This window comes from Marinobacter alkalisoli (genome assembly GCF_045449855.1).
Lineage (GTDB): Bacteria > Pseudomonadota > Gammaproteobacteria > Pseudomonadales > Oleiphilaceae > Marinobacter.
In genome coordinates this window covers 13,611-26,666 of record NZ_JBJJLC010000042.1, presented here as the reverse complement: position 1 = coordinate 26,666, position 13,056 = coordinate 13,611, and the positions used below count along the sequence as shown (strand labels likewise).

Genomic DNA, 13,056 nt, shown 5'->3' with positions numbered 1-13,056 from the left:
CCCGAGGCCCGCTGCGGCGGGCCCGTTGGTCTACATGAGTGTCTAACTTGAAAAGGCAGTGACTTATGGCCGTCGGAAAAGAAATACGTAACCAGATCGGAAGCATCAAGAGCACGCAGAAGATCACTTCCGCCATGGAAATGGTGGCGGCAAGTAAAATGCGTAAAGCTCAGGAACGCATGCAGGCGACGCGCCCGTATGCGCAAAAGATGCGTCAGGTAATCGGGCACATTGCCAAGGCAAACCAGGATTACCGACACCCGTTCATGCAGGATCGTGACGTCAAACGCGTGGGTTACATCGTGGTTTCCTCCGATCGGGGACTCTGTGGTGGCCTGAACGGCAACACGTTCAAGCTTCTCGTTCGTGAAATGCGTGAATGGAAAGGCAAAGGTGTTGAGACCGACCTCTGTGCCATCGGGCAGAAAGGTGCATCATTCTTCCGCAATTATGGCGGAAACGTGGTTGCCGCTCTGACCCATCTGGGCGACAACCCCAGTGCAGAACAGCTGATCGGTAACGTCAAGGTTATGCTCAACTCATTCGAATCAGGCAAGATTGACCGCCTGTACCTGGTGAGCAACGAGTTCGTGAACACCATGACGCAACAGCCGAAAGCGGAACAGCTTCTGCCGTTGCCTGAAGGCGAAGATGAAGAAGTCGGTCACCAGTGGGATTACATCTACGAGCCCGATGCACGCCCCATCCTGGATGGGCTGCTACCACGTTATATCGAATCCCAGGTGTATCAGGGAGTGGTAGAGAATCTGGCTTGCGAGCAGGCTGCTCGGATGATTGCCATGAAGAGCGCGACTGATAACGCTGGCAGCATCATTGACGAGCTTCAACTGGCTTATAACAAGGCCCGTCAGGCAGCCATTACGCAAGAGATATCGGAGATTGTGAGCGGCGCGGCTTCGGTCTGATCCGGCCCACAATCCTACTGGTTTTAATGACTATCAAGATAACGAGGAACCGAGCATGAGTAGCGGACACATCGTTCAGATCATTGGCGCGGTTATCGACGTGGAATTCCCACGTGACTCCGTGCCAGGCGTTTATGACGCACTGCTGCTTGAAGGTGGTGAGACAACTCTGGAAGTCCAGCAGCAGCTGGGTGACGGCATTGTACGTACCATCGCGATGGGCAGCACCGAAGGCCTCAAGCGTGGCCTGAAAGCAGACAATACTGGCAAACCGATTTCAGTACCCGTGGGCACCCAGACTCTGGGACGTATCATGGACGTGCTGGGTCGTCCCATCGACGAACAGGGCGAGATCGGCGAAGAAGAGCGCTGGGCGATTCACCGCAAAGCCCCGGGCTATGCCGACCAGGCGGCGTCTGCCGACCTGCTGGAAACCGGCATCAAGGTTATCGACCTGATCTGCCCGTTCGCCAAGGGTGGTAAGGTTGGTCTGTTCGGCGGTGCCGGTGTTGGTAAGACCGTCAACATGATGGAACTTATCAACAACATCGCCAAAGAGCACTCCGGTCTGTCCGTATTCGCCGGCGTAGGTGAGCGTACCCGTGAAGGTAACGACTTCTACTACGAGATGAAGGACTCCAACGTACTGGACAAGGTAGCCATGGTTTACGGGCAGATGAACGAGCCTCCCGGAAACCGTCTGCGTGTTGCCCTGACCGGCCTGACCATGGCCGAGAAGTTCCGGGACGAAGGTCGTGACGTACTGTTGTTCGTGGACAACATCTACCGTTACACCCTGGCCGGTACCGAGGTATCCGCACTGCTGGGCCGCATGCCGTCCGCGGTAGGTTACCAGCCGACCCTGGCCCAGGAGATGGGTGAACTGCAGGAGCGTATCACCTCCACCAAAGCCGGTTCCATCACGTCCATCCAGGCGGTCTACGTACCGGCGGATGACCTGACCGACCCGTCTCCGGCAACCACCTTCTCGCACCTGGACGCGACCGTGGTACTGAGCCGTGACATCGCCTCCAAGGGTATCTACCCGGCGATCGATCCGCTCGACTCCACCTCCCGTCAGCTGGATCCGCTGGTGATCGGCGATCAGCACTACGATGTTGCCCGTGGCGTGCAGAACGTTCTGCAACGCTACAAGGAACTGAAGGACATCATTGCGATTCTGGGTATGGACGAGCTGTCTGAAGACGACAAGCTGATCGTATCCCGCGCCCGTAAGATCGAGCGTTTCCTGTCCCAGCCGTTCCACGTTGCTGAAGTATTCACCGGTTCTCCCGGTAAGTACGTGTCTCTGAAAGAGACCATCGCCAGCTTCGAGGGCATCCTCAATGGTGAATACGACGATATGCCGGAGCAGGCGTTCTACATGTGCGGCGGTATCGAAGAAGCGATTGAGAAGGCTAAGGCAATGAAGGCGAAGGAAGGTAAGTAATTCTTTTCTTCACTTTCTGACCCAAGAGGCGTAATAAATGGCTATGACCGTACATTGTGACGTCGTTAGTGCCGAGGAGAAAATCTTCTCCGGCCTGGTGGAGATGCTGACCGCTACCGGTACCGAAGGTGAACTGGGTATCCAGTACGGCCACGCTCCGCTGCTAACGGCCCTGAAGCCCGGTGCAGTCAGGATCGTCAAGCAGGGTGGCGCTGAGGAAGTGCTGTACGTTTCCGGGGGTTACCTGGAAGTACAGCCCAACCTGGTGACCCTGATGGCCGATACCGCCGTTCGCGCGAAGGATGTGGACGAGGCAGCGGCACTGGAAGCCCAGCGCGAAGCCGAGAAGGCACTGGCAAACAAAACAGGCGAATTCGAGTATTCCCGTGCCGCAGCAGAGTTGGCGGAAGCCGCCGCCCAGCTGCGCACCATCCAGAAACTGCGCAATCACATTCGTTAATAGCGATTGTCAGCCTGGTATCGCCTGATCTGAAGCCGCATCCCGAAGCGGATAGCCGGTTTCTTTCCGAATCGTCCGATTCGGAGGGAAATCCGCCATCTGTCAGGGACGCGGTTTTTTCGTTTATATAAACAACCCGACCATTGACCTGGGGTTCCGTTGTTATGAGTCCGCTACACGTCGTTATCCTGGCTGCCGGCCAGGGTTCGAGAATGAAATCCGCACTGCCCAAAGTCCTTCACGCCGTGGCGGGCCGCCCCATGCTCCATCATGTCATCGCGACCGCGCGTCAGCTTGAGGCCGAGCAGATTCATGCGGTGATCGGCCATGGCGCGGATCAGGTCAAAGCGGCCACCACGGAACAACCGGTGAACTGGGTGCTGCAGCAGGATCAGCTGGGAACCGGCCACGCGGTGGCCCAGGCATTACCGGACCTGCCGGATAATGCCCGGGTACTGGTGCTCTACGGTGATGTGCCGTTGACCGGCGCCGGCACTCTGGAGGCACTGGTGTCGCAGATCGATAACGACACCCTGGGCCTGCTGACGGTGACTATGGAGAATCCCCAGGGTTATGGCCGGATTATCCGCAACGACGAGGGCAAGGTGACGTCCATCGTCGAACAAAAAGACGCCAGTGAAGCCCAGCAGCAGATCCGTGAGGTTAACACCGGCATCCTGGCAGTATCGGCCCGGCGCCTGAAGGACTGGCTGCCCCAGCTCTCCAACCGCAACGCCCAGGGCGAGTACTACCTGACCGACATCATCGCCATGGCGGTGGAGCATGGCATGCAGGTGGCTGTGTCCCAGCCCAGGGATGCCTTTGAAGTGCAGGGTGTGAATAACCGCCTGCAACTGGCGGAACTGGAACGCTGGTTTCAGCGTCGGGAAGCTGAACGCCTGATGACAGAAGGCGCCACGCTCGCTGATCCCGCCCGGGTAGACGTTCGGGGTAATCTGACGATTGGCAACGACATCCTGATCGACGTCAACGTGGTGTTTGAAGGTGATGTGGAACTGGCGGACGGTGTCTCCATTGGTCCGGGCTGCGTTATCCGCGATGCGAAAATTGCCGCCGGCGCCCGGATCAACGCCCATTCGGTTATTGAAGGCGCCGAGATCGGCGCCAATGCTCAGATTGGTCCGTTTGCCCGCCTGCGCCCCGGTACCCGCCTGGCTGACGACACCAAGGTGGGCAACTTCGTTGAGACCAAAAAGGCGGTTGTCGGCGAGGGTAGCAAGATCAACCACCTCAGTTATGTGGGCGATGCCTCACTGGGTCGTAATGTGAATGTGGGTGCAGGAACCATCACCTGCAATTATGATGGTGTGAATAAACATCAGACGGTGATCGGGGACGGTGTCTTTGTGGGCTCCAATACCTCCCTGGTGGCACCGGTAACGGTTGCCGAAGGCGCCACCATCGGCGCGGGCTCCACCATTACCCGTGATGTGTCTGATCGCGAACTGGCGGTGGCCCGTGGTCGTCAGCGCAACATTGCAGACTGGGACCGGCCGGTCAAAAAGTCCTGACCGGTCCGGTAACACAGCGAATTTTCTGACAGGTGAGTAACACATGTGTGGCATTGTAGGTGCGGTATCGGAACGTGAAGTTCAGGGCATTCTTCTGGAAGGCCTGCGGCGGCTCGAGTACCGGGGATATGATTCCGCCGGCATGGCGGTCATGGATGGCGGCAATACCGTGCAGCGTGCCCGGGAAGTGGGAAAGGTCGCTGCTTTGGCGGATGCCATTGGTGCAAACGCCCTGGAAGGCACCGTTGGTATTGCCCATACCCGTTGGGCAACCCACGGTGAACCGTCCCGCCTCAATGCGCACCCCCACATGTCCGGTGACAGGCTGGCCATTGTCCACAACGGCATTATCGAAAACTATCAGGACCTGCGGGATGAGCTCAGGGCCGAGGGTTTCGAGTTCACCTCCCAGACCGATACCGAAGTGGTCGCCCACCTGATCGAAAAGCACTACCGTGAGCAGGACAACCTGCACGATGCGGTCAAATCAGCGATCAGACTTCTTCGTGGCGCCTACGCACTGGCCGTGGTCCATGCCGATGAGCCCGACCACCTGGTGGTCTGTCGTGAAGGCAGCCCGTTGGTGATTGGCGTGGGCATTGGCGAGAACTTCATCGCCTCCGACCAGCTCGCGCTGCTACCGGTCACCGACCGTTTCATGTTCCTGGACGAGGGCGATATCGCCGATATCCGCCGCGACCGCGTCGAGATCCATGATCGCGACGGCAACCTCGTTGAGCGCCCGGTTACCCGCTTCGAACACGGTGCGGATTCTGCCGACAAGGGCGAATACCGCCACTTCATGCTCAAGGAAATCCATGAGCAGCCGCGCGTGATCAAGGCCACCATGGAAGGTCGCCTGACCAAGACCAACGTGCTGGAGCAGGCCCTGGGCACCTCGGCGGGCAAGCTGCTTGAGAACGTGCGCCACGTCCAGATCATTGCCTGTGGCACCAGCTACCACGCCGGTATGGTGGCGCGGTACTGGATCGAGGAACTGGCCGGCGTGCCCTGTTCCGTTGAGGTAGCGTCCGAGTTCCGTTACCGCAAACACGTGATCCAGCCCGACACCCTGTTCCTGTGCATATCCCAGTCCGGTGAAACCGCCGATACCCTGGCCGCCCTGCGCCAGGCCAAGCAAGCGGGATTCCGCGCCGCGCTGGCCATTTGTAACGTACCGGGCAGTTCCCTGGTGCGGGAATCCGACCTGGTGATCATGACCCAGGCGGGCCCGGAGATCGGTGTGGCGTCCACCAAGGCGTTCACCACCCAGTTGACGGCATTGCTGATCTTTACCTTGGCACTGGCGCGTCACAATGGCCTGTCTGCAGACACCGAAGCAGAGATCGTGGAAGCCATTCACCTGTTGCCGGGCCAGGCCGACCAGGTACTGGCGCTGGATGGCGAAATTGCGGAGATGTCCAGGGCGTTCATGGACAAGCACCACAGCCTGTTCCTGGGCCGTGGCTCACAGTTCCCGGTAGCCCTGGAGGGCGCGCTGAAACTGAAGGAAATCTCCTATATCCATGCCGAAGCCTACCCCGCCGGTGAGCTCAAGCACGGCCCGCTGGCGCTGGTGGACAGTGAAATGCCGGTGGTTACGGTGGCGCCCAACAACGACCTGGTTGAGAAACTGAAATCCAACCTGGAAGAAGTCCGCGCCCGCGGCGGTGAACTGTTCGTGTTCGCCGACCAGGCCGCCGATGTGAAGCCCCAGGATGGTATTCACGTCATGAAGCTGCCCTCGGTTCACCCGATCACCGCGCCGATTGTCTACACCATTCCGCTCCAGTTGCTGTCCTATCATGTGGCGGTCCTGAAGGGCACCGATGTGGATCAACCGCGGAACCTAGCGAAGAGTGTGACGGTGGAATAATGGCCGTCATCATCAGTGGATGATAATAACTCTCATTATTATTGAAGCTGTCCGAAGCTCCTGATATTCTGGCCTCCGTTAAGACCCGCTAATAACGGAGGCCAGATTCCCTTGCCGGAACTTCACGGCTTTTCTCCAACTCGCCCGTTTTCCGCCCATGATTTCCTGAGCTTTGGCCGGGATCATGGCATTGATTACCAGTTTCCCAGCCTGTCCGGCCTGGGCCATCAGTCATTTAACCAGCCGGTAGCCAGAGGGTTGGTTAACGAGATCGTGCTGCCATCCGGGTTCCGGCTGACCAATTCCGATCTGGACGTGTTACAGCCCTACGAGTCGCTGTCACTGGGGCATTCGCCGCTGTTAATCGTTGTGGTATTGCAGGGGCGTATCAGTCTCGAAGCGGGGGGCTGGCAAAGCGAGTTGCATCCCGGCATGGCCCTGAGCCTTCAACTTGGTCCGAACCACCCGCTCCATGCCGTGCAGTTGCCGGGCCAGCGCCTGAAAACCGTCACCCTGGCGCTGGACCCGCGCCATCTTGCAAGCCCCAGCCCCCACAATGCCCTCCTGACCGAGTTGCTGGAAGCCTCGCAGCACCCGGTGTATTCCTGGCGGGTACCGTCAAGCCTGCTCAACGTGCTGAAGCAACATCTTGAAACCTCACTGCCTGAATTGCAGAGGAAACTCCTGCTGGAGGGCGTTGCCTTGCAACTGATGGCGCTGGGGTTGCCCGGTCGTGACATCCGGGAGCCGGGTCATGCCGGGGTATCCCGACAGGATATCCGGCGCCTGGAATCGGTACGCAGTGTCCTTGAATGTGCGCCGGCCGAGGACCATTCCCTGGGCGATCTTGCTCACCGGGCCGCCATGAGCACCAGTAGCCTGCGTTACAAGTTCCGGCGGGTCTATGGCCAGACGGTGTTTGAATACCTCCGGAGCTGTCGCCTGGAGCTCGCCAAGCGTTGCCTTGAAGAGGGATACAGCGTGCAGCAGTCGGCGCATCGGGCCGGTTACCGCCATGCCACCAACTTTGCGACAGCCTTCCGTAAACAGTTCGGTGTTTCACCCAGCGATCTAAGTTCCACCTGAACCACCTGTTTGGCATTCCGCATACGAATTCCAGCACTTCCCATACCTGTGCCGTAGGTTAAAGTATAATAATTCTCATTCCCAAATTAAGACGTACAATTGAGGTCTCACCCATGTTCCAACGCTCCAGGCTGCCATTGGCGGTGGCCCTGACTATTGCTGGCCTGACATCCCCCGTAACTGCCTCGGAAACCGACCAACAGAATGATACGACGGTACTGGAAGGGCTGGACGTTATTGCGACTCGCGGTGCAACCAAAACCGAAACACCCTATGTCGAAACGCCCCAGGCCATTTCCGTGATTGATCGCGAGGAATGGGAGGAAAAAGGCGCAAAGACAGTTCAGCGGGCAGCAAACTATACGCCGGGCGTGTCCACGAACCAGGTGGGCGCCTCCAACCGCTATGACTACCTGATTCTCCGCGGTTTCTCTGACGGCAGCATCAATAACACCTACCTTGACGGCCTCAAGGTCATGAGTGATGCCGGTTCTTTCAGCTCGTTCACCATTGATCCCTGGTTCCTTGAGCGCATTGAAATCGTCAAGGGCCCAACGTCCGTGCTTTATGGTCAGGGCTCGCCGGGCGGTCTGGTCGCCATGACCAGCAAGAAGCCCGAATTCCAGCAAGGTGGAGAGGTTCGGGTGACTGCTGGCAATAACGCCCAGCGCAGTTTTGCGTTCGACCTGACCGGCCCCCTCGATGAAGAGAAGCGGGTGGCCTATCGCCTGACAGGTATTACATCCGCCTCGGATACCCAGTTTGACCATGTGGAAGAGGAGCGCCACGCGATCGCCCCGTCACTCACCTGGGATATGACCGACGACACCAGCCTGACCTTGCTGGCCTACCTGCAGAAAGATCCCGAGGGTGGGCATCACAGTGGCTTGCCGTATGAGGGTACCGTCGAATCCCGTAACGGCCAGAAAATCGACAATACTTTCTTCGAGGGCGAACCGGATTACGATAAGTTCAAACGCGACATGTATATGCTCGGCTATGAACTGGAGCACCGCTTCAACAATACATGGACCGGCCGGCAGAACCTTCGCTATCTGGAATCCGATGTGGAACTCAAGCAGGTATATGCGTTTGGCTGGGCCAACGATACCGAGCTGTTCCGCTATTACTCCGGTGGCGACGAGGAGCTTGAGGCACTGACGGTGGATAATCAGCTTCAGGCGGATTTCTTCACCGGACCGGTTGACCACACTGTCCTGGTGGGCCTCGACTACCAGCAGCGGGAAAACGACGTGGTCTGGCCGTCCGGCGCGTTCCCGAACATTGATGCATTCAACCCTGTCTACGGTGCCGAACCAACGGCCCTGTTCCCGCCGGTACGCAACCTGCGCGAGCAGAAGCAGACCGGCGTGTATCTGCAGGACCAGCTGGCCATGGGCGGCTGGCGTCTGACCCTGGGCGGCCGTCATGACTGGGTGGAAATCGACAATACCGACCGGGATACCGGCAATGTCACCAGCCTGGACGACACCCAGTTCAGCGGTCGGGCGGGGTTGCTTTACCTGTTCGATAATGGCATTGCGCCCTACGTGTCCTACTCCACGTCGTTCTCGCCCAGCGCTTTCACCGACGAAAACGGCGACTTGCTGGAGCCTAGCGAAGGCCAGCAGATCGAAACCGGGCTGAAGTACCAGCCAGCGGGTACGCGTGATCAGTACACCGCTTCCCTGTTCCGCATCAAGCAGGAAAACCTGGCCACCAAGCTGCCCCAGGACACTTTTTATCGCGGTATTGGTGAAATCCAGTCCCAGGGCCTGGAACTGGAAGCGAAGGCCTGGATCAACAACAACCTGAACGTACAGGCAGGTTACGCCTACACCGATGTTACCTTTGAGAAATCGGAAGCCTATCGCCAGGACAATACCGCCAGCCAGGTACCGGAGCACCAGCTGACCCTGTGGACCGGGTATCGCTTCAACGATGGTGTGCTGGATGGCGCCAATGCCGGTGTGGGGGTTCGCTATGCGGCGGATATCTATGCCGACGACGCCAACACCGAAAAGGTGCCGGACTACACCCTGGTGGATCTGGCGCTGGGCTATGACCTCGGCAAGGTGGGCCTGGAAGGTGTCAGTACCCAGCTCAATGTGCACAACCTGCTGGACAAGGAATACGTGGCCTCCTGTTACAACATCCTGGAGTTCTGCTACTTCGGGGCCGAGCGTAATATAACGGCGTCCGTCTCCTACCGCTTCTGATCACCGCGCCCGGACACCCGGGAAAGCACGATCATTTCCTGCCGCAGCTTGTTCAACGGGCGCGGCAGGCTCACCATTTCCCCGAATCCCACATCCTGTGTGTGGCAGTAAAGGTGTTGTAAAGCCGAGTTATTTGCTACTTTCTATGGCAGTCTGTTATTAGTGACAGAATAGATGTGTCAGCGGGAGAGACTGAGTCGCACAACCGTGCGCTCGGCGCCGAAGGAGCAACTGCCCCGGAAACTCTCAGGCAAAAGGACCGCTGACATGAATACTTTCCGAAGAGCTGTCGACGACTGCGTCAGTCGGCACACCGAAGGAGCAAGCCGCCAGTTTCGCTGAAACGGTGCGTGAATCTCTCAGGTTCCGTGACGGAAGGGGTGCTTCCTGCCCCTCTGGGTAGGGAGGGAACCCTGGACGCCTTGCGGAAAGTGCCCTGGAGATTGCCATGAAGAGTGCCATGAAGAGAATTGCGGTTATTGGCGGTGGTATCACCGGCATCACCACAGCCTACACGCTGGCCAAACGCGGCCTGGATGTTACCGTTTACGAAAAGCACCGTTACGCGGCGATGGAAACCTCCTTTGCCAACGGTGGCCAGCTTTCAGCCTCCAATGCGGAGGTCTGGAATAACTGGCAGACGATTATCAAGGGCATCAAATGGATGTCCCACAGAGATGCGCCGCTGCTGGTCAATCCCAAACCGTCCTGGCACAAACTGAGCTGGTTTGCCGAGTTCATCGCTGCGATTCCCCAGTACGAAAAGAACACCACTGAAACGGCCCGTCTGGCGATCGCCGCCCGTGAGCATCTGTTTAATTGGGCGCAGGAAGAAGGCATCGATTTCGACCTGAAGAAACAGGGCATCCTGCACATCTATCGGGACAAGGCCGGCTTCGACCACGCGGCGAATGTCTCGAAACTGTTGGCCGCCGGCGGCCTGGAGCGTCGGGCAGTGACGCCGGACGAAATGCGTGCGATTGAGCCGACGCTGGCGGGAAGCTACTACGGCGGTTTCTATACCGAGAGCGACTCCACCGGTGATATCCACAAGTTCACCAACGGCCTGGCCGAGGCGATCCTGCGCCTTGGGGTCAGGACCTGCTACGGACACACCGTCACCGAACTCAGCGCGGATCAGAACCACGCCTGGGTGACAGCCGATGATGGCGAACAGCAACACCGGGACACTTTTGATGGCGTGGTGATTTGTGCCGGCGTGGGTAGCCGGGCGCTGGCGGCAAAGCTGGGCGACCGGGTCAACATCTATCCGGTCAAAGGCTACTCCATCACCGTCGAGCTCGACGACGAGGACTCGCGGAAATCAGCGCCGACGGTCAGCCTGCTGGACGATGCCACCAAGATCGTCACCAGCCGCCTCGGTGATGGCCGCTTCCGTGTTGCGGGTACCGCGGAATTCAGTGGCTACAATCGCGATATCCGGGATGACCGGATTCAGCCGCTTACCCGCTGGGTCGAGCAGTGTTTCCCGGGGGTCTGTACCCGACGAGTGGTGCCGTGGGCGGGGCTGCGTCCCATGCTGCCCAACATGATGCCGCGAGTCGGGGCGGGTCGCCTGCCAACGGTGTTCTACAACACCGGTCACGGTCATCTGGGCTGGACCCTGTCGGCGATTACCGCCGAGATGCTGGCGGATTCCGTTGAAACGTCGTCAACCAGACCCTGACCGAAGAGGAGCGTAGGGTAAGCGACGATGTCTCATCTGCTTACCCTCAGTTCATTTTTCTGGTACTATTCGCGCCCCAAAACACGCGCACCCGGAACCGTAGTCCATGCCCGCCCCCTACAAACACTCTCTGATGATCACTCCGCCCTAGCGTGCGATTGACCTGTGCTGCTGGTTAACTACGACCAATGGTGGGGATTTTTACCACCTGTGGCTGACTGACCGGTACACAAATATCAAGGAAGATGCGGCTTCTCCGTCGCATTATGGTTATCGCCCGATCACTCAGAAGATTTTGTAATGCCCAACTCGGTCATCTCAGGTTTTACCCACAACTTTCTCGGCAAGGCGCCTGTCTGGTACAAACAGGTCATTCTGCTGTTCCTGATCATCAACCCCATCGTGTTGTATGTGTTTGGTCCCGGCGTCACAGGCTGGCTGCTGATCGGTGAGTTCATCTTTACCCTCGCCATGGCGTTGAAGTGTTACCCGCTGCTGCCCGGTGGCCTGTTGGCGGTGGAAGCTCTGCTGATCGGCCTTACCACGCCTGACGCAGTGTATATGGAAGTACTCACTAACTTCCCCGTCATCTTGCTGCTGATGTTCATGGTGGCCGGCATCTACTTCATGAAGGAGTTGCTGCTGGTGACCTTCACCCAGATCCTGGTGGGTGTGCGTTCCAAGTCGGCGTTGTCGCTGCTGTTCTGTGCCGCCGCCGCGCTGCTGTCGGCTTTCCTGGATGCGCTGACCGTGACGGCGGTGATTATCAGCGTGGCGGTGGGCTTTTTCTCGGTGTACCACAAGGTGGCGTCGGGCAAGGGCTACCAGCACAAGGATCACAACGCCAACAGCGATGACGATGTCATCGAACTGCACCGGGAAGACCTGGAAAACTTCCGCGCCTTCCTGCGCAGCCTGTTGATGCACGGTGCCATCGGTACCGCGCTGGGCGGCGTGGCGACCATGGTGGGTGAGCCCCAGAACCTGCTGATTGCCAAGGTGGTGGGCTGGGATTTTGCCAGCTTCTTCCTGCACATGGCGCCGGTCAGTATTCCGGTGCTGTTTGCCGGCCTGACCACCTGCTGGCTGCTGGAGAAGCTGCGCTGGTTCGGTTATGGCGGTCGCCTGCCGAAGCCGGTGCGGCGCGTGCTGGAAGAGTTTGCCGACAACGAGCGCAATAAACGCACCAAGGCCGATCAGGCGGCCCTGTGGATTCAGGCCCTCGCGGCGCTGATCCTGGTGGTGGGGCTGGCGTTCCATCTGGCGGAAGTGGGGTTGATTGGCCTGCTGGTGATCATCCTGATCACCTCGTTCACCGGCATCACCGATGAGCACCAGATCGGCAAGGCGTTCCAGGAATCCCTGCCATTCACCTCGCTGCTGGTGGTGTTCTTCGCTATCGTGGCGGTGATCCACGAACAGCATCTGTTCAAGCCCATTATCGAGTATGTCCTGTCACTGCCGGTGGAGCAGCAACCGGGCATGTTCTTTATCGCCAACGGCCTGCTGTCGATGATCAGTGACAACGTCTTCGTTGCCACTGTCTATATCAGCGAGATCAAGCAGGCACTGGATGCGGGCAGCATCAGCTACGACCACTTCCAGACCCTGGCCATTGCCATCAACACCGGCACCAACCTGCCGAGTGTGGCAACCCCCAATGGGCAGGCCGCGTTCCTGTTCCTGCTGACTTCCGCCATTTCACCATTGGTGCGGCTTTCCTACGGTCGCATGGTGGTGATGGCTTTCCCCTACATGATTGTGATGGGCGCCGTCGGCCTGTACATGGTCATTAATCACATCTGAACATTACGGTTTTA

General features: G+C 58.5%; 9 protein-coding genes and 1 riboswitch. All 9 genes read left to right on the top strand.

The annotated features are described in order from the left end of the window. Nucleotides 1-65 precede the first annotated feature (65 nt). The 9 genes from atpG to nhaB all read left to right on the top strand — a co-directional run bounded on the left by atpG (nt 66) and on the right by nhaB (nt 13,042). Nucleotides 66-926 (top strand): F0F1 ATP synthase subunit gamma, encoded by an 861-nt coding sequence (atpG, locus tag ACJO5Y_RS16495; protein ID WP_406988745.1) that lies wholly within the window; start codon nt 66-68, stop codon nt 924-926. A 55-nt stretch (nt 927-981) separates the two neighbouring features. Then, complete coding sequence (gene atpD / locus ACJO5Y_RS16490) at nt 982-2,376, top strand: F0F1 ATP synthase subunit beta (RefSeq protein ID WP_406988744.1); 1,395 nt, start codon at nt 982-984, stop codon at nt 2,374-2,376. Between the two features lie 37 nt (nt 2,377-2,413). After that, entirely contained in the window at nt 2,414-2,836 is a 423-nt protein-coding gene (locus ACJO5Y_RS16485) for a F0F1 ATP synthase subunit epsilon (protein ID WP_406988743.1), read from the top strand. A 164-nt stretch (nt 2,837-3,000) separates the two neighbouring features. After that, on the top strand, nt 3,001-4,368 hold the full coding sequence (gene glmU / locus ACJO5Y_RS16480) for a bifunctional UDP-N-acetylglucosamine diphosphorylase/glucosamine-1-phosphate N-acetyltransferase GlmU (RefSeq protein WP_406988742.1): 1,368 nt from the start codon (nt 3,001-3,003) through the stop codon (nt 4,366-4,368). A 43-nt stretch (nt 4,369-4,411) separates the two neighbouring features. Continuing rightward, nucleotides 4,412-6,244, top strand: a complete 1,833-nt coding sequence (gene glmS, locus ACJO5Y_RS16475) for a glutamine--fructose-6-phosphate transaminase (isomerizing) (RefSeq protein ID WP_406988741.1) — start codon at nt 4,412-4,414, stop codon at nt 6,242-6,244. A gap of 111 nt (nt 6,245-6,355) precedes the next feature. Continuing rightward, entirely contained in the window at nt 6,356-7,330 is a 975-nt protein-coding gene (locus tag ACJO5Y_RS16470; RefSeq protein WP_406988740.1) for a helix-turn-helix transcriptional regulator, read from the top strand. A 113-nt stretch (nt 7,331-7,443) separates the two neighbouring features. Beyond that, nucleotides 7,444-9,549, top strand: coding sequence for a TonB-dependent siderophore receptor (locus tag ACJO5Y_RS16465; RefSeq protein ID WP_406988739.1), 2,106 nt, complete (start codon nt 7,444-7,446; stop codon nt 9,547-9,549). Between the two features lie 173 nt (nt 9,550-9,722). Then, nucleotides 9,723-9,821: riboswitch (glycine riboswitch) on the top strand. 188 nt (nt 9,822-10,009) lie between these two features. Beyond that, nucleotides 10,010-11,236: a D-amino acid dehydrogenase gene (locus tag ACJO5Y_RS16460; RefSeq protein WP_406988794.1), complete on the top strand. Its 1,227-nt coding sequence runs from the start codon at nt 10,010-10,012 to the stop codon at nt 11,234-11,236. Nucleotides 11,237-11,536: 300 nt separating this feature from the next. After that, on the top strand, nt 11,537-13,042 hold the full coding sequence (gene nhaB, locus ACJO5Y_RS16455) for a sodium/proton antiporter NhaB (RefSeq protein ID WP_406988738.1): 1,506 nt from the start codon (nt 11,537-11,539) through the stop codon (nt 13,040-13,042). Nucleotides 13,043-13,056 lie beyond the last annotated feature (14 nt).

Bases quoted from the DNA above. Each gene is read 5' to 3' on its own strand.
- glmU (WP_406988742.1), top strand. From the start codon at position 3,001: ATGAGTCCGCTACACGTCGTTATCCTGGCTGCCGGCCAGGGTTCGAGA.
- atpD (WP_406988744.1), top strand. From the start codon at position 982: ATGAGTAGCGGACACATCGTTCAGATCATTGGCGCGGTTATCGACGTG.
- atpG (WP_406988745.1), top strand. From the start codon at position 66: ATGGCCGTCGGAAAAGAAATACGTAACCAGATCGGAAGCATCAAGAGC.
- nhaB (WP_406988738.1), top strand. From the start codon at position 11,537: ATGCCCAACTCGGTCATCTCAGGTTTTACCCACAACTTTCTCGGCAAG.
- ACJO5Y_RS16465 (WP_406988739.1), top strand. From the start codon at position 7,444: ATGTTCCAACGCTCCAGGCTGCCATTGGCGGTGGCCCTGACTATTGCT.
- glmS (WP_406988741.1), top strand. From the start codon at position 4,412: ATGTGTGGCATTGTAGGTGCGGTATCGGAACGTGAAGTTCAGGGCATT.
- ACJO5Y_RS16485 (WP_406988743.1), top strand. From the start codon at position 2,414: ATGGCTATGACCGTACATTGTGACGTCGTTAGTGCCGAGGAGAAAATC.
- ACJO5Y_RS16460 (WP_406988794.1), top strand. From the start codon at position 10,010: ATGAAGAGAATTGCGGTTATTGGCGGTGGTATCACCGGCATCACCACA.